22 protein-coding genes are annotated in these 25,088 nt (G+C 67.5%); 7 read left to right on the top strand and 15 right to left on the bottom strand.

From position 1 onward, the window contains the following. Window positions 1-57: 57 nt before the first annotated feature. Window positions 58-1,476, bottom strand: a complete 1,419-nt coding sequence (locus MXB53_RS00215; RefSeq protein WP_248895208.1) for a proton-conducting transporter transmembrane domain-containing protein — start codon at window positions 1,474-1,476, stop codon at window positions 58-60. A 293-nt stretch (window positions 1,477-1,769) separates the two neighbouring features. On the opposite strand from MXB53_RS00215, the gene MXB53_RS00210 reads away from it, so the two are divergent. After that, window positions 1,770-4,211, top strand: a complete 2,442-nt coding sequence (locus tag MXB53_RS00210; protein ID WP_248895207.1) for a DUF2309 domain-containing protein — start codon at window positions 1,770-1,772, stop codon at window positions 4,209-4,211. A 50-nt stretch (window positions 4,212-4,261) separates the two neighbouring features. On the opposite strand, the gene MXB53_RS00205 is transcribed toward MXB53_RS00210, so the two are convergent. Beyond that, complete coding sequence (locus tag MXB53_RS00205) at window positions 4,262-5,365, bottom strand: ATP-binding protein (RefSeq protein WP_248895206.1); 1,104 nt, start codon at window positions 5,363-5,365, stop codon at window positions 4,262-4,264. Window positions 5,366-5,440: 75 nt separating this feature from the next. Between MXB53_RS00205 and MXB53_RS00200 the strand changes: the two genes are divergently transcribed. Beyond that, window positions 5,441-5,887 (top strand): carboxypeptidase-like regulatory domain-containing protein, encoded by a 447-nt coding sequence (locus MXB53_RS00200; protein ID WP_248895205.1) that lies wholly within the window; start codon window positions 5,441-5,443, stop codon window positions 5,885-5,887. Here MXB53_RS00200 and MXB53_RS00195 read toward each other — a convergent pair. From MXB53_RS00195 to MXB53_RS00180, 4 genes are all read right to left on the bottom strand, one after another. Further along, the gene (locus tag MXB53_RS00195) at window positions 5,884-6,624 is read right to left on the bottom strand and encodes a protein-L-isoaspartate O-methyltransferase family protein (protein WP_248895204.1); all 741 of its coding nucleotides are present in this window, start codon (window positions 6,622-6,624) and stop codon (window positions 5,884-5,886) included. The genes MXB53_RS00200 and MXB53_RS00195 overlap by 4 nt on opposite strands. A 142-nt stretch (window positions 6,625-6,766) precedes the next feature. Further along, a complete protein-coding gene (locus MXB53_RS00190) occupies window positions 6,767-7,426 on the bottom strand; it encodes a protein-L-isoaspartate(D-aspartate) O-methyltransferase (RefSeq protein ID WP_248895203.1) in 660 nt (219 codons plus the stop codon). A gap of 7 nt (window positions 7,427-7,433) precedes the next feature. Then, a complete protein-coding gene (locus tag MXB53_RS00185; RefSeq protein WP_248895202.1) occupies window positions 7,434-8,096 on the bottom strand; it encodes an HVO_0476 family zinc finger protein in 663 nt (220 codons plus the stop codon). 146 nt (window positions 8,097-8,242) lie between these two features. Next, complete coding sequence (locus tag MXB53_RS00180; protein WP_248895201.1) at window positions 8,243-9,196, bottom strand: aminopeptidase; 954 nt, start codon at window positions 9,194-9,196, stop codon at window positions 8,243-8,245. Window positions 9,197-9,287: 91 nt separating this feature from the next. Here MXB53_RS00180 and MXB53_RS00175 point away from each other — a divergent pair, with 91 nt between their 5' ends. Then, the gene (locus MXB53_RS00175; protein WP_248895200.1) at window positions 9,288-10,307 is read left to right on the top strand and encodes a type II glyceraldehyde-3-phosphate dehydrogenase; all 1,020 of its coding nucleotides are present in this window, start codon (window positions 9,288-9,290) and stop codon (window positions 10,305-10,307) included. A 79-nt stretch (window positions 10,308-10,386) separates the two neighbouring features. Here MXB53_RS00175 and MXB53_RS00170 read toward each other — a convergent pair whose 3' ends face one another. Then, window positions 10,387-11,577 (bottom strand): phosphoglycerate kinase, encoded by a 1,191-nt coding sequence (locus MXB53_RS00170; protein ID WP_248895199.1) that lies wholly within the window; start codon window positions 11,575-11,577, stop codon window positions 10,387-10,389. Between the two features lie 115 nt (window positions 11,578-11,692). Between MXB53_RS00170 and MXB53_RS00165 the strand changes: the two genes are divergently transcribed. Further along, window positions 11,693-12,082 carry an Hsp20/alpha crystallin family protein gene (locus MXB53_RS00165; protein WP_248895198.1) on the top strand — a complete coding sequence of 130 codons (390 nt, stop codon included), beginning with the start codon at window positions 11,693-11,695 and terminating at the stop codon, window positions 12,080-12,082. 6 nt (window positions 12,083-12,088) lie between these two features. On the opposite strand, the gene MXB53_RS00160 is transcribed toward MXB53_RS00165, so the two are convergent. From MXB53_RS00160 to nucS, 4 genes are all read right to left on the bottom strand, one after another. Next, window positions 12,089-12,958 (bottom strand): ATP-grasp domain-containing protein, encoded by an 870-nt coding sequence (locus tag MXB53_RS00160; RefSeq protein ID WP_248895197.1) that lies wholly within the window; start codon window positions 12,956-12,958, stop codon window positions 12,089-12,091. Between the two features lie 147 nt (window positions 12,959-13,105). Then, a complete protein-coding gene (locus MXB53_RS00155; protein WP_248895196.1) occupies window positions 13,106-13,636 on the bottom strand; it encodes a 50S ribosomal protein L16 in 531 nt (176 codons plus the stop codon). 96 nt (window positions 13,637-13,732) lie between these two features. After that, window positions 13,733-16,426 (bottom strand): phosphoenolpyruvate carboxylase, encoded by a 2,694-nt coding sequence (gene ppc, locus MXB53_RS00150; RefSeq protein WP_248895195.1) that lies wholly within the window; start codon window positions 16,424-16,426, stop codon window positions 13,733-13,735. A gap of 70 nt (window positions 16,427-16,496) precedes the next feature. Continuing rightward, entirely contained in the window at window positions 16,497-17,240 is a 744-nt protein-coding gene (gene nucS, locus MXB53_RS00145) for an endonuclease NucS (RefSeq protein WP_248895194.1), read from the bottom strand. 92 nt (window positions 17,241-17,332) lie between these two features. Between nucS and MXB53_RS00140 the strand changes: the two genes are divergently transcribed. Both MXB53_RS00140 and MXB53_RS00135 read left to right on the top strand, forming a co-directional pair. Next, window positions 17,333-18,076 carry a DICT sensory domain-containing protein gene (locus MXB53_RS00140; protein WP_248895193.1) on the top strand — a complete coding sequence of 248 codons (744 nt, stop codon included), beginning with the start codon at window positions 17,333-17,335 and terminating at the stop codon, window positions 18,074-18,076. A gap of 63 nt (window positions 18,077-18,139) precedes the next feature. Beyond that, complete coding sequence (locus tag MXB53_RS00135; protein WP_248895192.1) at window positions 18,140-19,408, top strand: CaiB/BaiF CoA transferase family protein; 1,269 nt, start codon at window positions 18,140-18,142, stop codon at window positions 19,406-19,408. Here MXB53_RS00135 and MXB53_RS00130 read toward each other — a convergent pair whose 3' ends face one another. From MXB53_RS00130 to MXB53_RS00115, 4 genes are all read right to left on the bottom strand, one after another. Further along, window positions 19,409-20,464 (bottom strand): isocitrate/isopropylmalate dehydrogenase family protein, encoded by a 1,056-nt coding sequence (locus MXB53_RS00130; RefSeq protein ID WP_248895191.1) that lies wholly within the window; start codon window positions 20,462-20,464, stop codon window positions 19,409-19,411. A gap of 99 nt (window positions 20,465-20,563) precedes the next feature. Then, a complete protein-coding gene (locus MXB53_RS00125) occupies window positions 20,564-21,154 on the bottom strand; it encodes a response regulator transcription factor (protein ID WP_248895190.1) in 591 nt (196 codons plus the stop codon). Beyond that, on the bottom strand, window positions 21,154-22,254 hold the full coding sequence (locus MXB53_RS00120) for a DUF7096 domain-containing protein (RefSeq protein WP_248895189.1): 1,101 nt from the start codon (window positions 22,252-22,254) through the stop codon (window positions 21,154-21,156). Before MXB53_RS00120 ends, MXB53_RS00125 begins: the two co-directional genes overlap by 1 nt. Window positions 22,255-22,378: 124 nt before the next feature. Further along, entirely contained in the window at window positions 22,379-23,527 is a 1,149-nt protein-coding gene (locus MXB53_RS00115; RefSeq protein ID WP_248895188.1) for a helix-turn-helix transcriptional regulator, read from the bottom strand. A gap of 147 nt (window positions 23,528-23,674) precedes the next feature. On the opposite strand from MXB53_RS00115, the gene thiD reads away from it, so the two are divergent. Continuing rightward, window positions 23,675-25,066 (top strand): bifunctional hydroxymethylpyrimidine kinase/phosphomethylpyrimidine kinase, encoded by a 1,392-nt coding sequence (gene thiD, locus MXB53_RS15720; protein WP_248895187.1) that lies wholly within the window; start codon window positions 23,675-23,677, stop codon window positions 25,064-25,066. The last annotated feature ends 22 nt before the right edge of the window (window positions 25,067-25,088 follow it).

Below are 25,088 nucleotides of genomic sequence, written 5' to 3'. Positions count from 1 at the left end.
TAACGCACCTGCGGGGACTCCCTGCTCCACTGACTCGTTCCGTCGGCCTCGCCTGTTTCAAGATGACGAGGAGTCCCCCGCATCCATATCCCGATGTCTCGCGGGGATCGTCCGCGAATCCGGCTGAGTCGCGTTCAGGAGCGCCACGTACAGCCGTTGGCTCCGCTGGAGCCACCCCAGTTCGACCGCGACGTGGCCGACGACGAACAGGCCGAGCAACGCCCAGTGAGCGGCCGACATTTCCATCGGTGCGTGGACCAGCGGAACGTCATGCATCAGCCCCGACACCGCGTTGTAACACAGCGCGTAGAGCGCGATCGCGGGGAGCGCGACCACCGGCAACCCGAACAGGCGGACCAGCGGCGAGAGCGACCGGTCGGCGAGCACCTGCGACGCGCCCTGGAACAGGGCGATGACGACGACGACGGTCAGGAAGATGCCCGTACTCGTGGGATCGAGCCCTTTACCGGAGAGGATGGCGAAAACGGCGCCGCCGGCGATGGCCGTCACGAGCGCGACCGCCCGTGGACCGAGGTCGATGCCGTCGTGGTTCGTGGTCGTTGGCACCGTCGCCTCGACCTGCGACCCGGTCGACAGGAACAGGTACGCCTTGTAGAAGCCGTGGACGATCAGATGCGTAACGGCGGCGGCGAAAAAGCCGAGGCCGCACTGGAGGATCATGAATCCCATCTGCGCGATCGTGGAGCAGCCGAGCCGGCCCTTGTAGGTCGGCTGGACCAGCATCATCGCCTGCGCGACGAGCGAGCTACTCACGCCGGCGACGACGATCAGGAGCATGAGATTCGTCTCGCCCGCGAAGAGGGGGGCGAACCGACTCAGGAGGACGCCGCCCGCGTTGACGAACCCGGCGTGCATCAGCGCTGACGACGGCGTCGGCGCGGTCATCGAGGAGAGGAGCCACCGATGGAAGGGCAGGAGCGCCGACTGGACGAACGCCGCGGCGAGGACGAACCCCGTGGCGAGTACCGATGGCGCCGCGGAGACCGCGTCGAGCCCCTCGACCACGCCCGTGATCGTCGTCGCGTTCGTTTCGACGACGAGGAGTGACACGCCGACGGACAGCAGCACGCTCCCGGCGAGGAAATACCGCCGTGCGATCCGCCCTGCTTCAGTGGCTTGCTCCCACCGCTCGACGTGCCCGATCAGCCTGGCCATGACGAGTCCCATCGCCGTCCACGCCCCGAGAAAGAGCGCGACGTGGTTCGCGGCCGTCATCACTAGCACGGCGACGGTGAACAGGAGGATCCGGCCGAAAAACCGAGCCTGGTGCCGGTCTGCTGCCATATATCGACGGGAGAAGCTCTGAACGATACCGCTGAAAAACGTCACGGCGATCCACATGACCTGTGCCAGTCCGTCGACGTGGAGCACGCCTCCCTCGGTCGGTCCGAAGTCGCCCAACCCGACACCGGCGACGACGAGGATGAACAGCGTCCACGTCAGGTACGTCGACACAGCGGGGACGACATCTATCCAAGATCTGTGTTCTACCATGCGATTTTGGAGGACGAATATTGTCTATTTGGGATAAGTATTCTGTATACATCCGAAGAGTAGTGATATAATACCTAAAACGTCTATTTTTATCGAACCGAGTATGTAACGCGGCTTCGCCGATGTCTCTCCACCACTCGCCGCTCCTCTCTGTATTCACTTTGTTTTAGGAATACGCCATACTTCAGTACATATGTAGGGAAGAATTAAGAATAGAGTCGAGAGAAGTCCACGCATCTGCGGAGAAAACGACTATGGGTGCATTCGATTCGGTGACGGTTCGAGCCAAGATCGACAGTGCGGCCGAACGCATCGGCCGGGTGTGGCCGCTGTACTCCGATGTCGGCGCGAATCCGCTCTCCGGATTCGAAGACCGCCCGTTCCACCGCGCGGTCACGGAAGCCGAGGCGCTGTTCGACGGTCGCGGCTATCCGACGCCGGAACAGTTTCGGACTGCCTGGGAGGACGGGCGGATCGACCCGGAGATACTGCGGGCGGTGCTCGACGCCCACGGGATCACTGACGATCCGCAGACCCTCCTCGACCGGATGGCGTCGACGACCGAATCACGAGGCCGCGAGTACGACGAGACGCTCAACCGACTGCTCGCGAAGTGGTTGGCGGCGTTTCTCGATCAGGGACAGGCGACGTGGCCGATGCCGAACCGTGAGCGTGGTTTCTACGAATCGTGGCGGGCGGTGGCACCGTACGACACGGAGGTTCCGGCGTCGGTGACGCCGGTCGCGTCACGCTACCACGAACGGTTGGACGACCTCCCCGAGACGGCGTCGGAGGCGGTGTACGCCGTTCTGAGCGACTACTCCGAAGCGGAGTGGGACGCCATCTTCGAGTATCATCTGGCCGCGCTGCCCGGATGGGTCGGATTCATCAAGCAGCGCATGGACGACGAGGTCAACCTCTGGCAGGAGCAGCACCCCGTGACGCTGCTCGATTACGTCGCCGTTCGGCTGGTTCTGGCGAAACATCTGGACACGCCGATCAAGCCCGACGCGATGGCGGTCGACACCCGGACGGACGACCCCGTTCTGGCGGAACTCTGGTTGACCGCGTGGGAACGAAGCTATCGACAGACCCTGGTAGACGAGATACAGCAGGCGATGCCGGTGTCGGCGGACGAGACGCCCGATCCGGACGCCCAACTCGTCTTCTGTATCGACACGCGTTCGGAGATCATCCGCCGTCATCTCGAGCGTACGGGGCCGTACGAGACGTACGGCTACGGCGGGTTCTTCGGTATTCCCATGGAGTACCAGCCGTACGACTCGAAGACCCGCACCGAATCCTGTCCGGTGATGGTCGACCCGACCCACCGCATCACCGAGCGACCGCGGACCGACCGGCGTGACGACGCGACGGCCTACGACCGATGGTCCCGCCTCTCGCGCTCGGGGACGAAACTCCTGAAGTCGCTCAAAAACGACGTGGCGGCGGCGTTCGGATTCGTCGAGGCGTCCGGCGGCCTGTTCGGCGCGGCACTTGCCTCTCGGACGCTGCTTCCGGCCGGTGTTCGCACGCTCCGGGAGCGACTCACGCCGCCGCGACCGGCGTCGTTCTGTACGCCGACCGCCGACGCGGCGGACACCGACCGGGACGGCATGTCGACCGACCGGAAGGTCTTCTACGCGGAGGCAGCGTTCGATCTGATGGGCTGGACGGAGTTCGCTCCCGTCGTCGTCATCACGGGGCATCAGAGTCAGACTGCCAACAATCCCTACGAGTCGAGCATCGACTGCGGGGCCTGTGCGGGTAGTCCCGGGACACCCAACGCCCGGACGCTCGCATCGATCTGTAACGACTCCGAGGTGCGCGCTCGCCTCCGCGAGTCCGGCATCGACATCCCGTCGGAAACGGTGTTCATCCCCGCCGAACACAACACTACGTCCGACGATGTCACTCTCTTCACCGACGGCGTGGACCTTTCCGAGACCCACCGAGCCGTGATCCGGCGTCTGCGTGACAACCTCGACAGCGCCCAGGCCGCAGCGACCGAGGAACGACTCCGGACGATGGGCGTCGACGACGTGGCTGACAGCGTCCGCGCGGCGGAGACACGGACGGCCGATTGGGCTCAACCCCGCCCCGAAATCGGCCTCTCGGGTAACGCCGGCTTCGTCATCGGCCCCCGCCGACTCACGGACGCCGTCGACCTCGACGGACGCTGTTTCCTGCACTCGTACGACTGGACCACCGATCCGGACGGTGACGCCCTCGAAAACATCATGTCGGGGCCGATGATCGTCTGTCAGATGATCAGCGCGCAGTACTACTTCTCGACGGTCGACAACGAGGTCTACGGCAGTGGCTCCAAGACCACGCACAACGCGGTCGGCAACCTCGGCGTGGTGCAGGGCAACGGCGGCGACCTGCTGATGGGACTCCCCTTCCAATCGCTGTACGACGACGACGCCACCCCGTATCACGCCCCGCTCCGCCTCTCCGTGGTGATTCACGCGCCGATCCAGCGAGTCACGGCGATCCTGGCCGACGACGAACGACTCGCCGGCCTGTTCGACAACGATTGGCTGGCGCTGACGGTGCTCGACCCGGAGCAACAGGGGCGAGCGTTCCAGTACCAGGAAGATCTCGACTGGGCGCCGACGCCGGTACCGTCCGACGAGTCGTCTACTCCGACTACGGGCGGAGAGCGCTCCGTCTCGTCGCCCGGGAACGTTTAGACTCTCGGCGGCCAACGGTCGCGTATGGGCGATCCCGCCTGCTACCTCGACTACTGTCCCGAGTGTGCGGCCCCGGTCCCCGTGGTCGACGGCGAGTGCCCCGACTGTGGCACGTCGCTGGACGACTGACGGGCGCTCACCCGTGGGTCGGCTCCGTGATCCGGCGTCTCCCGTTCCCGCACCTGTATACCGTGTACCGACTCCGTCACGTCGTCGACGACGACGGCCGCACCGGGATCGCTCGGCAGTCGTTCTCTGAGCGACCCGGAGAGATACGTGGGCGTCGCTGCGGCCAGTCCTTCGATATCCTCGTCGGCGGTCAACCGGTGGGCGAGCAACAGATCGGCTTGAGAAACTGTCACCGGCGGGAGCGCACGCGGGCGCTGCGTGGCGACGACGAGCGAGACGCCGGGCGACCGTCCTCGTGTCACCACCGTCTCGAGGGCCGGTTCCGCGACGCCGCCGACGAACGCGTGTGCCTCGTCGATCAGGAGCCACGGCAACCGGGGCGGATCCTCCTCCACACAGGTTTCGTACAGCCCCGCCGCGACGGCCCGAACCAGCACGGCAGTCGCCCGGTCGTCGAGTCCCGCGCAGTCGAGAACGGTCGCTTGGGTGGACAGTAACGCGTCAGCGTCGAGTCCGGCGGCGTCGAACACGCCCCACGAATCCGCGAGATGAAGGTGGTTCCGCGCGGCGCGACGCACGTCGGCGTCCGCACCGGAATCGTGGACGTACGTCGTCATCGCGCCGAGGGACGACGCGTGGCTTGCTGCCTCCCATAGCAAGGCGCCGACGGGGTCCGTCGACGAGAGATCGAACAGTTCCGGCCACGACGCTGGCGGCAGGGTGTCGGCGGGAACCGTCGGCGCCTCGACGACGGTAGCGGGGACCGCCCCGTCCGTCGCGGCAAGACCACCGAACTCGCCCATTGGGTCGACGATCACGGGGGCGACGCCGGCAGTGCGGGCGGCATCCTCCGCGAGGACGCCGAGCGTGTGGGATTTGCCGTAGCCGCGCTTTCCGACGACGACCGCTGCGTGGGGGTGTTCGAGATCGAGTCCGACCGCCGCTCCGTCGCTCCCGTCGGCGGCGCGATATGCGCCGAGGTGGACGGCCGGTCCTGTCTCGTCGGTGCGTCCGAGTACGTGCACGGCGGGGCTGGCCGCGGCTTGCGATATAAACCTGGATCCGGAGGTTCAAGTACGGACACGGCGCCAGGCCGGCCCATGTTCGATGCGTTCCGATCCGACACCCGCGCCATCGAAGGACTGCCGATCAGGTTGGTCATCGCGCTCGTCATCGGCGTCGCCAGCCTGAGCGTGATGATGAACATGCTGACCGGTATTCAGGGCCTATCGACGACGGAACTCGACGTTCGTCCGGAACCCGAAGTGATCGGCCCCGGCGAGCAGTCCATCGAGCTGACCGTCGTCGGCGCCGACGGGTCGTCGGTCGCGGACGCAACGGTACTCGTGAAAGCCGGGAGTGCCGACCTCGACGGCGTTCGCTCCGCGACGACCGATGAGGACGGGACGGTCACCGTCTCGCTCTCGCCGGCGTTACGGCCGAATCAGGACGAAGGAACGCTGTTGATAACCGTCAAGCCGCCCGCTGGGAGCGGATACGTCGACCGCCGCGGCAACGCCAAGGTGCTGGTCGTCCGCGGGGGCTAGCGCTGCCGGTCCCAGTCGATCCAGTCTTGCTCCCACCCGGTCGGGGCGAAATAGCCCTGCTGGGCGAACTCGCGGTCCTCGCGCTCGGTGCGGTTGCGCGTGACCCCGCCGGCCTGTTCGCCCTCGACGAGCAACGGCGCGAGCGTCGTCGTCCCGAACTCGTCGACGATCGTATACCCTCGGCCGTCCGGTTCCACGGCGACGAGCGTCTGCTCGGGCGTCCCCATCGGCAACACGAGGCGGCCATCGGGCACGAGCTGGTCGACGAGCGCGGCCGGTGGCTCGACCGCCGCCGCCTCGACGAGGATGCGGTCGAAGGGGGCGTACTCCGGCAGCCCCTCCGCGCCGTCGCGTCGGTCGACGAGTACCCCTTCGTATCCTGCGGTCCCCAGATTCCGACGGGCGTCGAGAACCACGCGGCGCGAGATGTCGACGGCGTGGACGCGGCGCTCCCCGACGAGTTCGGCCAGGAGCGCGGCCGTATAGCCGACGCCCGCGCCGATCACGAGCACGGTGTCGTCCTCCTCGACGGCGAGGGCTTCGAGCAGGCGAGCCACGGTTCGGGGGGCGAGCACCACGGTCCCGGCGTGTTCGCTCGACCGGTTGTCGTAGGGCCGGTCCTCGACGAAGGCGTGTCGTGGGACCGACCGCATCGCCGTGCCCAGCGACTCGTCGAGGCTGCCGAGGGCGTGTTCGAGGCCATCGACCATGTCCTCGCGCAGTACCGCGGGATCCATAGCCGGGGCTTGGCGCTGATACGTATAAATGATGCGCGCATGCCGAACGGCCGACCGTTTCATACGGTTTATTCTAAGTCAGTACCGGTGGGTCGCTGCCCCGTCTTGGCGACCCACCGGTAGACAGTTACAACAATCCGTATCAGTCGTCCACGCCCGTCGCCCGCATCGGGACGAACCGGACGCTCCCGTGCCTCTCCCGTTCGACGCTGCCGTCGGCCCGCCGCGTCAGGCGCAGTAGTTCCTGCTGGCCGCGGCCGACGGGAGCGACGACGGTCCCGCCCGGCCGCACCTGTTCGGTAATCGCTTCCGGAACCGTCTCGGGAGCGCAGGTCAGATACGCGCCGTCGTACGGCGCGTGCGCGGCCCATCCCTCGTGGCCGTCGCCGACGCAGACGCGCACGTCGTAGCCGAGTCGCGCGAACCGCGCCCGGGCGGCGCGCGCCAGTTCGGGTTCCGCCTCGACGCTGAACACCGTCCCCTCGTCGAGCGGTTCGCTCGTCACGGCGGCGTGGTAGCCACACCCCGTTCCGATCTCTAGAATATCGTCGTCGGGAGCCGGTGCGAGCAGGTCGGTCATCACTGCCACCATATGCGGCGCGCTGATGGTCTGTCCCGCACCGATCGGCAGCGGCCGGTCGCGGTACGCGGCCTCGCGGCGCGGGTCCGGGACGAACGCGTGGCGCGGCACGGCGCGCATGGCGCGTTCGGTCGCCGGGCGGTCGATGTAGCCGCGCTCGATCAGACGGTCGACGAGCGCCGCGCGGGCGTCGTCGAACCCCGTGTTCGGATCGGAGGCCATTCCCTGCTCACCACGCCGACCACGCGGTCGAGGTGACGTCCCGGGCGTACACCCGCTTGGTGTCTTTCGCGAACACCATGTCGCCGTCCTTGTCGAACTTGTCGAATCGGTAGCTGTCGACGTCGCTACGGATCTGCACGCCGGTGATCTCGAACTCCTCGTCGGCGAACTCGGCCGTCTCGCCCACCGTGAACTCGTAGTCGCCCGGGACCGACACCGCGATGCTCCGGGAGGCGTCTTTCGTCCCGTCGTTCGGGTGCACGGTCACGTTGACGCGAACGTTATCCACGGCGCGCGTCCAGATGGTTTCGATGTCCTCGATGGTCGCCTCGTCGACGCGACGGTCCCCGTCGAGTTCGATAGACGTGACCCGCACCTGCATGAGGGCGTCGGCGGTGTCGACGACGAACTCGTCGCCCGTTTCGATCGTCTCCTCGACGGGAGCGTCGACAGTCGCGGCCAGCGATTCGTCGCCCTGCGAGACGATGACATCGACGGTCGTTTCGCGCGGCGGGTCGTACCGTTCCTTGTGGACGTGGTCACACTCCGTACAGCGGACGGTGAGCTGTCCGCCGGGTTTCAGTACTTCGTGGACGGTCGTCCCCGCGTCCGAACACGAGGGACAGGCGAGTGCGACGCGGTCGCCCGCGTCGGGTCCGGAATGAGTCATGTCCGCCTCTAACCGGTCAGGCGATAAAAACCCGTGTTTCGACGCGTCGAGCGGTGTGTGAGGGTGGCACGCGGCCGTCCGACGGCCGATGGCCACTCAGTCTCGGTCGACCGTCGGGAGGTCTACGACCTTCCCGTCTCGCGGCCTTACGTCCGCTCGACTGTTGGGAGATTGACGATCTCCCCATCCGCGTGGACAGTCGGCTCTCGAATGATCCCGTCGAGGTGCAGCGGTGCTTCGGTGTCGCCGCCGATGCTCGCGTCGTCGCCGATGGCGACGTGGACGGTTCCCGCCGCCTTCTCGTCCAAGAGGACGGAGCCGACGAGTTCGGTCACGCCGACGTTCGTCCCAATGCCGAGTTCGGCGAGGTTGGCGGCGTCGCGTCCCACCTGTTCTCGGCCCGCCTCGACCTGTTCCCGAACGCCGTCGTCGGAGATGTCGGTCACGTAGCCGTCTTCGACCTCGAACCGAATCGGGTCGTCAAGCAGGCCGTGGGGCATCATCGTCCCGTCGACGACGTACGTCCCGTCGGCTGTCTCGGGGCTGACGAACACCTCGCCCGCGGGCAGGTTCGAGAAGTCGCCGGCGTCGTGGACCATGCCGGTGTCGGTGTGCCACTCTCGGTCCCCGGGTTCGACGGTGAGATCGGTTCCGGCGGGGGTCGTCACCCGAATCGTCTCCGCACCAGCGACCTGTCCGAGGACATCCTGACAGTGGCGCTCGATGGCTGCGTAGTCCGCGTCGAGCCCCGCGATCATCACGTCCTCGGTGATGCCGGGGAGGGTCGCGGCGCGGGCGCCGGCGTCGGTCGCACGCTTGCGGGCACGCGTATGACTCAAACTCTTGGTCGTCGGGGCGAGCACGACGTCGGCCTCGGCCATCGCCGCCGCGACGGGCGCGGGCGGCTCCGTCCCGTGCTGTTCGCCCGGCGGATAGCGCAGGAGGACGGCGTCGTCGGTCACGTCGCTCGCCACGTCGTAGAGCGTCTCGCCGATCGGGAGGCGCTCGTCGTCGGTGACGACCGCACAGGACTCCCCGGATTCGAGCGCCATGCACTGGTGGACCGCCGTCTCGGCGGCCTCGCGAAGCGCGTCTGACATGGGTGGGGAGAGGGCCCCGTTTGGGTTAGCCCTTCCCCTCCGTGGCGCCTCGCTCGAAACGATTATGCCCGTCCACCGTCGACTCCGCGATATGACACAGGTCGGCGTCAACGGGTACGGAACCATCGGCAAACGCGTCGCGGACGCGGTCGAGGCCCAGCCGGACATGGACCTCGTCGGCGTCGCCAAGACTCGGCCGAACTTCGAGGCCGAGACGGCCGTCCGGAAGGGCTATCCGCTCTATGCGGCCATCCCGGAGCGCGCCGACCAGTTCGCCGAAGCGGGTATCGATGTCGCCGGCGACGTCGCGGACCTGGTCGCCGCATCCGACATCGTCGTCGACTGTACGCCCTCCGGCATCGGCGCCGAAAACAGCGCCCTCTACGCCGAACACGACACGCCCGCCATCTTCCAGGGCGGCGAGGACGCCGACGTGGCGGACGTGAGTTTCAACGCCCGCGCCAACTACGACGAGGCCGTCGGCGCCGACTCCGCCCGCGTCGTCTCGTGTAACACCACCGGCCTCTCACGCATCCTCGCGCCCCTGGGGGAGGCCTACGGCGTCGAGAAAGCGCGCGTCACGCTGGTTCGACGCGGCGGCGACCCCGGCCAGACCGGCCGCGGCCCCATCGACGACATCCTCCCCGACCCGGTGACCATCCCCTCCCATCACGGCCCCGATGTCAACACCGTCTTCCCAGATCTCGACATCGACACGCTCGGGATGAAGGTGCCGGCGACGCTGATGCACACCCACAGCGTCAACGTGACCCTCGAATCCGAGGCGGACGCCGCGGAGGTCCTCGACCGCTTCGCCGACGAGAGCCGCCTCTTCTGTATACCATCCGACGCCGACATCGACGGCGCCGGGAAACTCAAGGAGTTCGCCGACGACGTCGGCCGCCCGCGCGGTGACCTCTGGGAGAACTGCATCTGGGCCGAGTCGGTCACCGTCGAGGGACGCGACCTCTATCTCTTCCAGGCCATCCACCAGGAGAGCGACGTGGTGCCGGAGAACGTCGACGCCGTCCGAGCGCTTCGCGGCGACGCCGACGGGGCCGAGAGCGTCGCGACCACCAACGACGCGCTCGGCGTCGGCCTGGACTACTAAGCGGGAGCCCCGTTCCGGCGACGCGCCGCCTTACCGGAACTGCAAGGGAACAGCCCCGTGCTTTAGCGCGGGGAGGATGTCAAAGCACTTCGATCGCCGGCAGCGACTGCCCGGTGAGCGCGCGGACGTAGGCGCCGCCCGCGATGGAGACGTGTGAGAAGTAGTCCTCGTCGAGGCCGTACAGTTCGATGGCACGAGAGGTGTCGCCCCCGCCGACGACCGAGAAGCAGTCCGTGGTTGCGATGGTTTCTAGGACGCCGACCGTGCCGTCGGCGAAGCGCTCGTCTTCGAAGACGCCGAGCGCACCTTTCACGAACACGGCCGCCGACTCCTCGATGACGCTCCCGTACCGGTCGACGGTGAGCGAGCCAACGTCGAGAAACGGCTGTTCTTTTTCGACGTCTTCGACGGGGAACTCCACGCGCTCCCCGTCGCGTTCGCCGGCCAGATCCGAGGGCAGACGGATGCGGTCACCACGCTCTTCGAGCAGTTCTCGAATGCGTTCCTCGTTTCGCTCCCACTGGTGATCGTACAGTTCGGTCCCGCCGACGTCGTAGCCGACGTCGTAGCCCGCCGCGCGCAAGAAGAGTTCGCCGACGATCCCCCCGAGCAGGTAGGTGTCGATGGCCTCGTCGAGCGCGGTCATGACGTCGATGACGTCCGTCGCCTTCGCGCCGCCGAGTACCATCGTCACCGGGCCGTCAAACTCCCGGCTGGCGATGCTGGTGTTGGCCTCGTACTCCGCTTCCATGACGCGCCCGGCGTAGGAGGGGAGCACGAGCGGGAAGCCGACGAGCGACGCGTGCGAACGGTGGGCCGCCGAGTAGGCGTCGTTGACGTAGCAGTCGAACTCCGGGGCGAGCGCCCGGACGAACTCGCTTTCGGCGTGTTCCTCCGGCGGCTTTTCGGGCAGTTCGTCGTCGGTCATGCGGACGTTCTCCAGAAGGAGCACCTCGCTGGTGTCGACCGATCGGATGGCGTCGATGGCCGCCGATCCGTACACGTCGTCGACGAACTCGACGGGGGTGCCGACGTGTTCCGCGAGAATATCGGCGTGTTGCTCGAGCGAGACGAAGGAGTCCCGCCCCGGTCGGCCCTGATGGGCCATGACGACGACACGGTGCCCGGCGTCGACCAGTTCGCGGATGGTCCGAGCGTGGCGAGAGAACCGCCGGTTGTCCTTGACGATGCCGTCCTCGACCGGGGAGTTCAGATCCACCCGGACGAGGACGCGTTTCCCGGACCCGATGTCGTCGAGCGTCTTGAACATATGCCTCGTCTCCCCGATAGCGAGTCGAGTATTTCAAACGGGCGATTCCCCACCGGTCGTGAGGGTGTGTGGCGCGGTCAGAAAGCTTTTGCCCGGGAGCGGCGTACGGCCGCGTATGAGAGGCGACGACCGCGACGACCCGTTCGGCGACATCTTCGACGAGATCGAACGGATGATGAACGAGATGACCGGTCCCGGCGCCGGCACCGGCCCCGTCGGCGACGGCTCCGGGTTCACCACCGAGACCCACGTCGATGTCTACGAACACGACGAGCAGGTGCGTCTCGTCGCCGACCTTCCGGGCGTGGAGAAAGACGCCATCGAGCTGAAATGCGACGGCAAGACCCTCACGATCAGCGCGTCTTCGCCCCACCGCGAGTACGACGAGCGCGTCCGCCTCCCCACGCGCGTCGACGAACACTCCGCATCGGCGAGTTTCAACAACGGCATCCTCGAGGTCACGATGGACAAGATCGACGACTCCGCCGCCATCGACGTCGAATAACGCCGCTCACACGCGTTTCTCCGCCGTCTCCCGAATCAGCGCCGCGAGTCGATCGTAAAAATCGGAGACGTACTTCGTCTCCGTGTCGACCGTCGGGCGAGCGTTCGTCTCCGCGACGACCGTGCGGTCCTCGGTCACGAGGAGGTCGACGCCCAGATACGCCACGTCGAGCGCCGATGCAGCTTGTTCTGCGAGTTCCCGGAGCTCCGATGGGAGGCTGATCCCTCGGGCGTCGGCGCCGCGGTGGACGTTGTGTTTCCAGCGCCCCGCTGCCCGGTCCTCGTCCGAGAGGCGGCGCTCGACCGCGCCGGCGTAGTCGCCGTCGACGACCATCACCCGGTAGTCGCGAGCGTCGGGCAGGTACTCCTGGAGGAGAAAGGTCTTGTCGCCCGTCGCGCGGTAGTCGTGGATCAGATCGAGGTAGTCCGCGACTCCGAGCAGGGAGTCGATATCGGACGCTTTCGCCACGCCGACGCCCCGCGTCGTCGCGTTCGGCTTGACGACGACGGGCCAGGCGAACTCCTCGACGGCGGCGACGAGGTCGGCCTCGTCGACGGGGCTCGACACCATCGTCGTCTTCGGCACCGGCAGCCCGGCGGCCGCGAGCGTCGCGATGACGCCCCCCTTGTTGCGCGAGGTCCGAACGGCGTCCCGGCCGTTCACCCAGTCCAGATCGTGCCGCGCCGACAGCGCGGTTCCCTCGGGGGTGCGCGACGGGAAGACGTAGCCGACGTCGAAGCGCTCGGCGGGCGGCGTCGTGAGGTCGATCGTTCGCCCCTCGGTTGCGAGGTGACCGACCTCGATGCCGCGCTCGCCGAGCGGTTCACGCAGGCGGTCGAACGTCTCGGCCTGGGTCGTCACGGCGAGACGGAGCATACGCTCGCTGGGGGTGGATCGGGGAAAAATGCGTGGGTACGTCGCCCGCCGAAGGCTGGGAGCTGACTTATAGGGCGTATCGTAACCGTCCAGAGATCCCGGTGGGTCGTCCCGGCGAGAATCTCCGACGACTTCCGAGAACCCCTATTACGCGACCAGCAACTGCTCGCCTTTCTCGACGACGATGCGGCACGGCGGCGAGATCTTGTTGTACGAGCGGCGGAAGGCGTCTTTCACCGTGTCGGCGTCCTCGGGGTTGCAGTAGCAGGTGAAGACGGTCTCGTTGGTGTTGATGCGGGCGGCGGTGCCGACCGGCTTGCCGAACGCCTGACGCATGCCGTCGGAGACGCGGTCCGCACCCGCGCCGGTCGCCTGCTTGTTCTCCCGGATGACCTGGTGGGGGAACTTCCGGAGCACCATCTTGTAGTTCTCCTCACCGATCTCCTTCAGGAGACGGCGGTTGGCCGACAGGCGCGAGGCTTCGAGGGCGCCGTGACGAATCTGACACTCTTCCTCGACTTCGAGGCTGATGTGGACCGGGTAGTCCTGGGGGCCAGTCTGCAGGTTGCCCATGTTGTGCTGTGCGATCTTCGAGCCGGGAACGCCCGTGATGTACTCACGCCGGGTGTACGACGGCTTGTCGATCTCCCGGTACATGGAGGCGGGTTTATCTGTCATGGTTACTTGTCAAAGCCGACGCCGAGGCGGCGAATAAAGCCTTCGATGCCGTACGGCCCCGTCAGCACCCGTCTCGACGGGGTGCAGCCTGCGAACCTATCCCGTGCTTTTCATCCCCGCCGCGATGCCTTTGACCGTCAGCCGGAGCGTTCGCTCTTCGGACGGCGTCCGGTCGTCGCGGGCGAGCAACCGCGTCTGCAGGTGGTTCAGCGGGTCGATGTAGGGGTTGCGACGGTCGAGGCTCTCCTGTAACCACTCCCGTCGGAGCAGGTCCTCGCGATCGGTGATCGTCAACACGAGTTCGCGCGCCCGCTCGTACTCGCCACGGATGCGCGGGAAGAACCGCTCGCGGGCCTCCGCGGGGGCGAGGTCGGCGTACTGGGCCGCGATCTCCATATCCGTCCGCGCGATCGACTGCGCCGCGTTGTCGAGGGTGGTCTTGAAGAAGGGCCACCGCTCGTACATCATTCGGAGCGTCTCCATCGATCCGCCGTCGTCGAGGTAGGCGTCGATGCCGGTCGCCAGGCCGTACCACCCCGGGATGATACACCGCGACTGCGTCCACGAGAACACCCACGGAATCGCCCGAAGGTCCTCCACGGTGCGCTCGCCCGACCGCGACGCGGGCCGCGATCCGAGGTTGAGGTCCTCGATGACCGTGATCGGCGTCGCCGTCTCGAAGTAGGGGATGAAGCCCTCGGTGTCGAGCAGGTCCCGATACTCGGTTCGGGCGGCCGCCGCCATCGTCTCCATCGCGCCCGTCCAGGTGTCGGGCGTCGGTCTGACCGGCCCGACCATCGACTGGTAGCGGGCGCGTGTCTGCGCGTCGAGCATCCGTTCCAGGTGGCGCTCGGCGATGCGCGGGTTGCCGTATTTCTCGGCGATGGCCTCGCCCTGTTCGGTGAACTTGATCTCGCCCGTCACCGTCTCGATGGGCAGGGCCAGCATCGCCTCGTGCATCGGCCCGCCACCCCGCGAGATGGACCCGCCGCGGCCGTGGAACAGGCGCATCTGCACGCCGAACTCGTCGGTGATGCGGGCGAGACGGCGCTGGTTCCGGTAGAGGTCCCAGTTGGCCGCCAAGAACCCGTTCTCCTTGTTCGAGTCGGAGTAACCCAGCATGATCTCCTGGGTGTCCTCGCGGCAGTCGAGCGCCGCCGCGTACGCCTCGTTCTCGAACAGCGTGCCCATGATGCGCCGGGCGCCGTCGAGGGCGCGTTCGGTCTCCAGCAGGGGGACCACGTCGAGGCCGCTGTATTCGGGCAGGGAGACGACGCCCGCCTGGTCGGCCAGAAACAGCACTTCGAGGACGTGACTCGGCTCCTCGGTCATGCTGATGCAGTACGTGTCGATGGCGTCGGCGCCGAACTCCCGCTGCCAGTCGCGAAGCGCCGCGAACCGCTCGCAGACGCGCTCGGCGGTGTCGCTCACGTCACCAGGGGCCTCGAGGTCGGCCACCGGCGCGTCCTGCATGATCGCATCGGTGAGCACGTCGATTCGTTCGTCTTCGTCGAGGTCGCGGTACGCGACGCCCTGTGCTTCGAGCAGTTCGCCGACTGCCTCGGTGTGGTTCTGCTGGTGGTCCCGCAGGTCGAGGCTCGCCAGCGCGAAGCCGAACGTGTCCACCGTGCGAATCAGGGGTGCGACGTAGGCGTCCGCGACGGATTCGGCGTCGTTGCGGCGGAGACTCTCGTCGATGGCTTCGAGATCGGCGACGAGTTCGTCGGCGTCGTCGTAGCCACCGGGACGGACGTCGCCAATCCGTTCCAGACGCTCGCGCATCAGCCGCAGTTTCTGCCGGTAGAGTTCGTGTGGGTACCGCTCTTCGGCCTCGGCGGCCACGTCGGGGAAGCGGTCCCGGTCGGCGAGCAGCGACTCCTCGAACCGCTCCCCGGGATCGATCCAGGCGGCGTCCTGGCTGAGGATGCCCGACAGGCGCTTGCATTCGTCCCGGTATTTCGAGAGGACGACCGACCGCTGGCGTTCGAGCGTGTCGGTCGTCACGTCGACCGTGACGGCGGGGTTGCCGTCCCGGTCACTCCCTGCCCACGACCGGAACTCGAACAGCTTGGGCACGTCGACGTCGGGGTACTCCTGCCCGAGCGTCTCCTCTAAATCGGCGTACACGTCGCCGACGACGTCGAAGAGCGTGTTCTCCAGATACCACTGGACGTTCCGTGCCTCGTCTTCGGGCTCCGGCGGGCGGTCGCGGACCTGTGGCGTCTGCCAGAGGCTCGTGACTTCGGCTTCCAGTTGGTCCCACGACTTCCGGCGCTCGCGGTCGGTCAACCGGCGCTCGTCGAGCGATTCCAGGAGCGTGGTGATCGTCCGCAATTTCGCCTTGATGGTCTTGCGGTGGGCCTCCGTCGGGTGGGCGGTGAACGTCGGCTGAATGTGGACGTCGTCGAGGACGCGCTGGACCGTTTCGGCGTCGGCGTCCTCCTCGACGAGCGACGCGACCGTCTCGGTCTGGCTGTCTTCGAGCGTCCCTTCCTGTGACCGCCGGCGGATGGCGCGCACCCGCTCGCGCTCCTCCGCGAGGTTGATGAGTTCGAAATAGACGGTGAACGCGCGAGCGGTCGCTCCCTCGAGGTCGGAGTCGAGCGAGTCGAGCGCCGTCCGGAGCGAGTCGCGAGACGGCGCCTCCCCCTCGCGGTAATCGATCGCTGCCGTGCGGAGTGCTTCGACCGCGTCGAACGCCGCCGTCGACGACTGTGCCTCCAGTACGTCCCCGAGGAGTTCCCCGAGTTCGCGGACGTCCTGGCGGATCGTCCGTTGGTGTAGATCCATTTCCTCGGTGTACTGCCACGGCGTACATCAAACGTCCGGATGGTGCAGAGTTGGCGACGGCCGGTCGGAATTACTGGTCGCCGTCCGGCGGCCGTCCCGTCGTCGGATCGAGCGCGACGAACTCCAGGTCCTCGCGGTCGAGCAGCGTCGCCGCCCGGTCGGTGACCGAGGGGGCGACGAGGATGCCCCGGATGGGCTGTCCGTCGCCGAGTTCCCGTCCCAGCGCGTCGACGTAGCGCCGGAGTTGCCCCACGGCGTCGGGGCCGACGCGCCGCCGCTTCAACTCCACGACGACGGGCGTTCCCTCGCTGTCCTCGCCGAAGATGTCCATCGGCCCGGCCGCCGTCTCGCGTTCGGTCGCCAGCGGTTCGAAGCCGGGTTCGATCCGCTCCGGGTGGTCGACGACGTGGTCTTTGAGGTCGGCCTCGCTTCCCTGGAGGTCGAGTTCGTCGGGGTCGGTCACGTCGTACGCCGCGAGGTGGTGGACACGATCGAACCGCACGTCGAGGAGTTCGTCGGGCGAGCGTCGCACGCTCCGCACCCGCAGGCGACCGTCGCGGACGCTGGCGAAGTGGTCACACCCCGGCGGCTGCCAGTTGACCGGGGTGCGTTTCTCGTCCGTATGGACCAGCGCCGAACCGTCGGGTTTGAGCACGAGCAGTCGGTCGCCGGGGCCGAGGCTGCTCGACGCCCGACCGTCGTATTCGACGGTACACCGTCCGAAGACAGTGATGAGGTCGCCTCGCTGGAAGGCGGTTTCGAGCTGCGCGAGGGCGTCCCGATGGGCGGGGCGATGGAGCGTGGTGACCGTCATCGGTCGTCGTCGACCGTAGGCCGTCGGCGTACAAAAGGCACGCGTCACGCGGGCCAAAAGCACAAATAGCGGCCGCCCGTCTACCCGGCCGAATGGGGCTGTTCGAACTCATCGCCGCGGTCGACGCGGCGGAGAAGACGCTGACGGTGTTCAACCCCGAAGCGGGCGTTCCGGCCGCGCTCCGCGACCATTTCGCCGACCGCAATCTCCGCATCGAACGGGCAGACGCCGCGGCCGGTCCCAGCAACTACGCGGTGTTGAGCCGCGACGACGAGTTTCTCGCCGCCATCGACGTGAGCGATGTCCTCGCGCCCGCCCGCGGTGTCGAGCCAGGATTCACCCCCGAGACGTACGAGGCGGTGCTCGACGAGCTCGACGAGACGATGTTCACCTCCTACGACACCGAGCGGATGATCGCCGCCTCGAAGGAGATCGAGGACCGCGCCTGGCGGAGTGCGGCCGGCGAACTCCACGCCGGCTTCCAGACCTGTGCGCGGTTCGCCTCCCAGGCCGATGTCTACGATCACCTCGCCGACCGCGGCGAGCTCGACGTCCACGTCTACGCCCGTCCGGAGGGTCGCGACGCCCTCTCCCCGTCGCCCGAACCCACGTTTCACCTCTCGACGGCCACGGAGATCCGCGACTCGTGGTTCGTCGCCTACGACGGCGACGGCCTCGACGCCGCGAAATGTGCCCTGCTGGCCGAGGAGCGCCAGGAAGGCTCGTTTTACGGGTTCTGGACCTACGACCCCGGGACGGTCGACGACCTGCTCGACCACCTCCGTTCCACCTACGCGGTGCCGGAAGCCGACGGTACGGCCGCTGACGGCGGCTGACGCGCCGATTTCGGTCTCGCCCCACGCCGAAGGATTTTAGCGGGGGCTAACCAGTGGCGGTGTATGGACGAGACTGACGACGACGTTGCCGACCGCATTCTCGAAGATATCACAGTTGTCGATCTGACGACGTTCGTCACCGGCGGGTTCGCGACGCTGATGCTCGCCAACCAGGGCGCGGAGGTCATCAAGGTCGAGCGCCCGAACGTCGGCGACGACAACCGCCACTCTGGACCGCCCTTCGTCGAACCGAACCCCGACTACGACGGCCCGGGAAAGACGGCCGCCGAGAACGGCGAGTCGCCCTACTTCTGGACGATCAACTACGACAAGCTGAGCGTGGAGTTCAACCTCAAGACCGAGGCCGGATTGGAGGCGCTGTACGACCTGGTCGCGGAGGCCGACGTGGTCGTCGAGAACTTCCGCCCCGGCACGGCAGAGCGCCTCGATGTCGGCTACGGCGACCTCCGCGAGGTGAACGAGGACATCGTCTACTGCTCCATCTCGGCGTTCGGCGAGACGGGTCCCTGGAGTGACCGCCCCGGCTACGACCTGCTCGTGCAGGGAACGAGCGGCATCATGTCGGTCACGGGACCGGAGGACGGCGACCCCGTGAAAGTCGGGCTTCCCCAGACCGACCTCATTACGGCGATGTGGGCGGCCTTCGGCATCGTCGGATCGCTGTTTCGGCGAGAACTCACCGGCGAGGGCGACCGAATCGAGATCGGGATGCACGACGCCTCGCTCCCGTGGCTCACCAAACAGGCCGGCAAGGCGTTCGTCGGCGAAGAGCCCGAGCGCATGGGAACCAAAGACCCCGTGCTCGCGCCGTATCAGTCGTTCTCGACGGCCGACGGCTACCTCAACGTCGGCTGTGGCAACCAGAAACTCTGGGAAGAACTCTGCGTGGCGATCGACCGCGAGGACCTCCTCGAGGACGACCGCTTCGAGTCCAACCCCGACCGGGTGGAGCACATGGACGAACTCGAAGCGGAACTCGAAGCCGTGTTCCGCGACCGGCCGACCGAGGAGTGGGTCGACCTGCTCGCGGAGGAACACGGCCTGCCCGTCGCGCCGCTCTATGACGTGCCGACCGCCCTCGACAACGAGCAGACGGCGGCCCGCGACGTGATCCGCGAGATCGAACACCCCGCGCTCGGCACCGTCCCCGTCATCGAGCATCCGCTCAACTACGAACACGCCGAGGCGGGCTTCTCGGGCGCGCCGCCGCTGCTCGGCGAAGATACGGAGGCGATCCTCGGCGAACTCGGCTACAGCGAGGACGAGATTGCGGCGATGCGCGCCGACGGCGCGATTCCGGGCGAGCGGTAGTTAGAGTCGCGTACGGAGGTCAGCCGCGACGGCTTCTGTCGTCGACTCGCCGCCCAGATCCGGCGTTCGGGGCGCGTCGCCGTCGGCCAGCTGTTCGGCAACGGCGTCCCACAGCGCCTCCGCGGCCGCGGGTTCACCCAGTTCGTCGAACATGAGCGACCCAGAGAGCACCGTCGCCAGCGGGTTGGCGACGCCCTCGCCCGTGATGTCGAAGGCGCTGCCGTGGACAGGTTCGAACAGCGCCGGGTGGTCGCCGCCGGGATCGATGTTCGCCGACGGCGCAAGCCCCATGCTCCCCGTGACGATGGCGCCGATGTCGGTGAGGATGTCGCCGAAGAGGTTCGAACAGACGACGACGTCGAACTCGTCGGGCCGGCGGATGAAGTCCATGCTCGCGGCGTCGACCAGCAGGCGTTCCACCTCTACGTCGGGGTACTCCACGCTCACCTCCCGCACGATGTCGTCCCAGAAGACCATGCTGTGGGCTTGCGCGTTGGACTTGGTGATGTTCGTGAGGTGCCCGTCGCGTTCGCTCGCGGCCTCGAACGCCGCCCGGACGACGCGCTCGGTGCCGCGGCGGGTGAACACCGCGCTCTGAACCGCCACCTCGTTGTCGAATCCTTTGTGCTCGCGCCCGCCCACGTTGGCGTACTCGCCCTCGGTGTTCTCTCGGAACACCAGGATGTCGATGTCGCCGCCGGAGTAGTCCTGAAGGGGGCTCTCGACACCCTCGAACAGCACGGCCGGTCGCTTACAGACCGACTGATCGAAGCCCTTGCGGATCGGCAAGAGGAGCCCGTTGAGCGTGACGTGGTCCGGCACGTCGGGGTGCCCCACTGCGCCGAGCAGAATGGCATCGGCACGCCGCAGTTCGTCCAGGCCGTCCTCGGGCATCATCGCTCCGTCGGCGAGATAGCGGTCGGTGCCCCAGTCGTAGCGGGTGGTTTCGATGTCGAAGCCGTGGGCTACCGCGGCGTCTTCCAGTACGGGCAGGGTGGCCTCTACGACCGCCGGTCCGATCCCGTCGCCCGGGATGAGCGAGATGTCGTACGACATGCTCGGTGGATCGAGAGGCGCATACAAAAATGTACGATACTCACCAGCGACTCCGGCCCGGCCCGCGGCGGCGACCACCGGAGTAACTCCGACGCCGTATCAGGGCGGCGCATCGGCCGCGGGGTTCGGATCGCTCCCGTCGGGACGGAGTCGGCGGAGATACGGGTCGTCGACGTGGTGCCCGTCGAGCTGGCTCGCCATCCGCGAGAGCTCTTCCTCGAACGCCGTGTACGTCGGATCGTTCCGCAGCATGCTGCACGACTTCGACTCCAGCAACGCGGCACGCTTCGAGAGGTTCACGACGTACCCCTCGACCGCCTCACAGAGCGTCTCGCGCTGCAGGAGTGCCCGAATGAGGCCGACGAACTCCTCGCATTCGACCGGTTTGGTGAGGTAGGCGTCGATCTCCAGCTCGACGATTCGAACGTCCGGTTCCGCCGCCGTCACGAAGGCAACCCGCGGACGCGTCTGCCGGTCACACAGCGTCTCGAGGACTTCGTCGCCCGAGAGCCGGGGCATATGCCGGTCGAGTATCGCCACGTCGACGGCGCCGTCCTCACAGTGCGACAACGCCTCCGCGCCGCAGCTGGCTCGGACGAGTTCGACATCCATCCCCTCGAGCCACGCGCTGTAGAGGTCGAGCAGCCCCGGTTCGTCGTCCGCGAGCAACACCCGTGGCGGCGAGTCCACTAGCGTCCACCACCGCGGTTCGACCTGTCGCCGTTGTCGGAGTTGCCGTTGCCGTTGCCGTTGGGATCGCCGCTACTGCCGGCGTTATCGCCGTCATTCGAGCCACCGCCGCCCGCGTTGCCGCTGTCGTCGGCGTTCCCTCGATCGTCCGGGCTATTCCCATTTCCCGAACCAGCACCGTCGGACCCGCTGTCGGCACCGTCGCTCGCTCCTCGGTCGCCGGACTCACCGTCGCCGTCGGCGCCGTTTCCTGGGGTGTCGTCCGTCTCGTTGGCTCCGGCGTCAGATGGTGGCCCGCGTGTTGATCGGTTGGCCGACTGGGTCCCCGCGTCGGCGGGTGGACCACGTGTTGATCGATTGCTCGCGTTTGCAGACCGGTCGGTCGACTGGTTGCGCGCAGTCGCGGGCGGGCCGGCGTTCACCGGGATGTCAGCAGGACGTTCGGACTGGCCGGCCGTCGCCGATGCGTTTCGCGGGCCGCGATTGGCGGGCGGGCCGGCGATCTGTCGGGCGAGCGCTGCGACCTCTGGGCCCTGCAGTTCGTTCGTTTCGTTCCGCAACCGATCGAGTTCGGTGCGGTTCACGCCTCGCGCTTCGAGCGCCGCCTCGGGGAGGTCACGGGCGACCCGTTCGTTGGAATCGATCTGATTCCGAACCGTGCGGAGTTCGGCGCTCGTGACCGCCATTCGGGCGTGATACTCTCCCGTGGAAATATTCCCGGACTGATACGCCTCGCGGAGCCGTTCCTGACGCTCTCGGAGCGTCTGTAACCGATCCCGGATGTCGTTGACTTCCGTCGCGACGACGGCCGCCTTCGACGCGTTCGACCGCGCTCGCGAGACGCGGGCCTCGAACGTCCGTTCTTCGAGTTCGCCGTCGATTTCGGCGCCCTGCACACCGACGACGCCGGCCAGCCGTTGACCGGGTGCGAGCGACTCGTTACTGGCCGACTCGTTGCCTCCCGCTTCGGCTGTCGCCGTGGTCTGCGGCGCCACGCCCGCCCGATCCGTCGTCAGGGCCGACACCGGCGCCGCTACCATCCCGACCGCAACGGCGACGACGAGCGCGAACACGACGACGTCCGGAACCTCTCGATTCATCTCGATTTTCGCTATGAGAGTGAGCCCAATAAACTACGACGAACCTGAAGGTCGATTAATCCGGATTAAACGGGGTTTGGTCCGGTGCGACCGGCTACCGCCCGCTGATTTGGTGCCGGAACGGTCAGTCGGTCGTCTCGTCCTCGTCGGGGAGTTTCAGCACGTTCTCGCGGCCGAGACGGAACCCTTCGAGTTTCCCCTCATCACGCAGGTCGCGGACGATCTGACTCGTTCGTGCCTCCGTCCAGTCGAACGCCTCGACGATCTCCTGTTGTTTCACCCGACCACCCTGATCCCGGACGAACTGGACGACCCGTTCCTCGTTGCTCAGGAGGTCCTCCCGGGTGGCGGTCGTCTGACCCTCGGCCGCGGTCTCACCCCCGGTGGCGGTCGTCTGACCCTCGGCCGAGGGAGCCGCAGTTCCCTGCTTCCGCTCGCCGCGGAAGCGGTCGCGATAGGTCCAGGCCGCGGTGACGAGCAGCGCAATGGCGAGTCCTGCCCCGAGCAGGGGGAGTGCCGACCCGCTGTCGTCGGACGGCGGGGTCGTAGTGTCGCCGCCCCCGTTGCCGCCGGCGACCGTCGTGCCCGCAGCGCTCGGCTGGAGGACGACGCTCGGCTCACCGGAGACGAAACTCGTCTCGGCGCCACGCCAGACCACGGCTTCGGACCGCCGCTCGTCGGGTTCGGGCCGTACCTCGGTCGGCGTATACCCGCTCGGCCACTCGATGACGAGGCGCGTGCGGTCATCGAGGAAGATGCCCTCGATGGCGTCGCCGATCCGGAGGGTGTCGTCCTGGACTGCGGCGAAGCCATCCCACTGGAAGGTGTAGGTGACGACGCCGTACTGCGGCGGGGTACGCGTCTCGGCCTGGACGTCGAACTCGCTGGCGCTCATCTCCCGGCCCGTCGCGTTCTCGGCCGAACTGACCGTCGAGCGCATCCGCGTGGCGAACCGGTCGGAGTAGTTCGACGGGTTCGCCTCGATGTCGCTCTGCAACGACTCGAACGCGTCGGTGGTGTTCTCGTCGTCGAGTCGCGTCCAGTACTGGACCGTCCAGTTCGAACTGCCGTCGGGCTGCACCGAGACGATGAGCCGAACCGAGTCGGTTTCGACCCCCTGCTGGTGGACCGGTCCCGACGCGAGCTGTGCCGGCGACGACGCCGGTGTCGACAGCACGGCACCAGCTCCCGGAACGACCGCCGACAGGATCAACACGGCGGCGACGATGGCGACGAAGCGGCCGGACGAGCGCTCCCACATCTGCGTGGCCATTGTTTCCCTCCCGTCGTAGATAGGTCTTGCCGCTTGGATCGACCGCTCCCACCCTCCGTCCATCACCGATAAATATCAGGTCGTAATACGCGTACGCATGGACTCGTCAGTGACGCCGAGCCAGCACCCGATCGAGGAGGACACCCTGTGAGCCGCCGTCGTGCGCCCGTCTCCCCGCCCGTCGCGCTCACCGTCGCCGGCAGCGACTCCGGGGGCGGGGCGGGGATCCAGGCCGACCTCAAGACGATGGGGGCCCACGGCGTCTTCGGCACGTCCGTCGTCACGGCCGTCACGGCTCAGAACACCCTCGGTGTCGACCGATCACACGTCTTGCCGATCGAAGAGATCGGTGCCCAGTACGACGCCGTCGCGTCGGATTTCGACCTCGGCGCGGTGAAAACGGGCATGCTCGCGACCGAGCCTGTTATCGACCTCGTCACTGACCGTCTCGCCGCTGTCGACGCGCCGGTCGTCGTCGATCCAGTGATGGTGGCCGCGAGCGGCGACCGCCTGCTCGATCCGGCGGCCGAGGACGCCTACGCCTCGCTGATCGAGGCGTCGACACTCGTCACGCCCAACGCCGACGAGGCGGCGGTGTTGACGGGCATCGACCCCGACGACCCAGAGCGCGCCCGCGCGGCCGGGGAAGCCCTGGTGGAGATGGGCGCCGACGCCGCCCTCGTCACAGGCGGTCACGTCGGTAGCGACACCGTCACGGACACGCTGGTGAGCGAGACGGACGACGAGGCTGGCGTCGACACCCGCGTTCGCACCTTCGAACACGCGCGCATCGACACCGACGCGACCCACGGCTCCGGCTGTACCCTTTCGAGCGCTATCGCGAGCCATCTGGCCCACGGCGAAACCCTCGGCTACGCCGTCGAGGCGGGCACGGCGTTCATGGAGCGGGCGGTGCGGTACAGTCTCGATGTCGGCGCGGGGCCGGGATCGGTCCACCATCTCGCCGCCCTGCGCGAGGCCGCCGACCGCCACCGGACGATGACCGACGTGGCGACGGTCGTCGAGGCCTTCGTCGACCGCGACGTCTCCCGACTCGTTCCCGAGGTCGGGATGAACGTCGTCGGCGCGACGGCCTACGCCGAGGCGGTCGGCGAGACGGCCGCCGTCGAGGGGCGCATCACCCGGACGCTCTCTGGCGTCGCTCCCAACGGCGGCGTCAGACTCGGCGCGTCGAGTCACGTCGCCCGCTTCCTGCTCGCGGCCCGTGAGTTCGACCCCGACCTCCGGTTTGCCGTCAACTGCCGGTTCGACGACGAGACGGAGGCCGCGACGGCCGCCCTCGACGGCCCCGTCACGGAGTACGACCGCGCGGCCGAACCCGAGGACGCCGCGGGCGGCACGATGGGATGGGGCGCCCGCCGCGCGTTCGGAAGCGCCGTCGACGAGACGGGAGAGACCCCCGTCGCCGTGCTCGACCGCGGCGATGTCGGGAAGGAGGCCATCGTGAAGGTGGTCGCCGAGACGCCCGAGCAACTCGGCGACCGCGTGTTCACGCTGCTGGACGAAGTAGAGATATAGACCCACAGCGTTTTAGCCACCG

This window comes from Haloplanus sp. XH21 (assembly GCF_023276355.1).
Classification (GTDB): Archaea; Halobacteriota; Halobacteria; order Halobacteriales; family Haloferacaceae; genus Haloplanus; species Haloplanus halobius.
Note: the sequence above shows the minus strand (reverse complement) of the source record. Positions and strands in the feature narration are given on the sequence as shown.

Coding starts and splice junctions, on each gene's coding strand:
- MXB53_RS00140 (WP_248895193.1), top strand. CDS start 17,333: ATGGGGCTGTTCGAACTCATCGCCGCGGTCGACGCGGCGGAGAAGACG.
- MXB53_RS00165 (WP_248895198.1), top strand. CDS start 11,693: ATGAGAGGCGACGACCGCGACGACCCGTTCGGCGACATCTTCGACGAG.
- MXB53_RS00130 (WP_248895191.1), bottom strand. CDS start 20,464: ATGTCGTACGACATCTCGCTCATCCCGGGCGACGGGATCGGACCGGCG.
- MXB53_RS00135 (WP_248895192.1), top strand. CDS start 18,140: ATGGACGAGACTGACGACGACGTTGCCGACCGCATTCTCGAAGATATC.
- ppc (WP_248895195.1), bottom strand. CDS start 16,426: ATGGATCTACACCAACGGACGATCCGCCAGGACGTCCGCGAACTCGGG.
- MXB53_RS00160 (WP_248895197.1), bottom strand. CDS start 12,958: ATGCTCCGTCTCGCCGTGACGACCCAGGCCGAGACGTTCGACCGCCTG.
- MXB53_RS00180 (WP_248895201.1), bottom strand. CDS start 9,196: ATGTCAGACGCGCTTCGCGAGGCCGCCGAGACGGCGGTCCACCAGTGC.
- MXB53_RS00190 (WP_248895203.1), bottom strand. CDS start 7,426: ATGGCCTCCGATCCGAACACGGGGTTCGACGACGCCCGCGCGGCGCTC.
- MXB53_RS00155 (WP_248895196.1), bottom strand. CDS start 13,636: ATGACAGATAAACCCGCCTCCATGTACCGGGAGATCGACAAGCCGTCG.
- MXB53_RS00210 (WP_248895207.1), top strand. CDS start 1,770: ATGGGTGCATTCGATTCGGTGACGGTTCGAGCCAAGATCGACAGTGCG.
- MXB53_RS00185 (WP_248895202.1), bottom strand. CDS start 8,096: ATGACTCATTCCGGACCCGACGCGGGCGACCGCGTCGCACTCGCCTGT.
- nucS (WP_248895194.1), bottom strand. CDS start 17,240: ATGACGGTCACCACGCTCCATCGCCCCGCCCATCGGGACGCCCTCGCG.
- MXB53_RS00200 (WP_248895205.1), top strand. CDS start 5,441: ATGTTCGATGCGTTCCGATCCGACACCCGCGCCATCGAAGGACTGCCG.
- MXB53_RS00170 (WP_248895199.1), bottom strand. CDS start 11,577: ATGTTCAAGACGCTCGACGACATCGGGTCCGGGAAACGCGTCCTCGTC.
- MXB53_RS00115 (WP_248895188.1), bottom strand. CDS start 23,527: ATGGCCACGCAGATGTGGGAGCGCTCGTCCGGCCGCTTCGTCGCCATC.
- MXB53_RS00175 (WP_248895200.1), top strand. CDS start 9,288: ATGACACAGGTCGGCGTCAACGGGTACGGAACCATCGGCAAACGCGTC.
- MXB53_RS00120 (WP_248895189.1), bottom strand. CDS start 22,254: ATGAATCGAGAGGTTCCGGACGTCGTCGTGTTCGCGCTCGTCGTCGCC.
- MXB53_RS00195 (WP_248895204.1), bottom strand. CDS start 6,624: ATGGATCCCGCGGTACTGCGCGAGGACATGGTCGATGGCCTCGAACAC.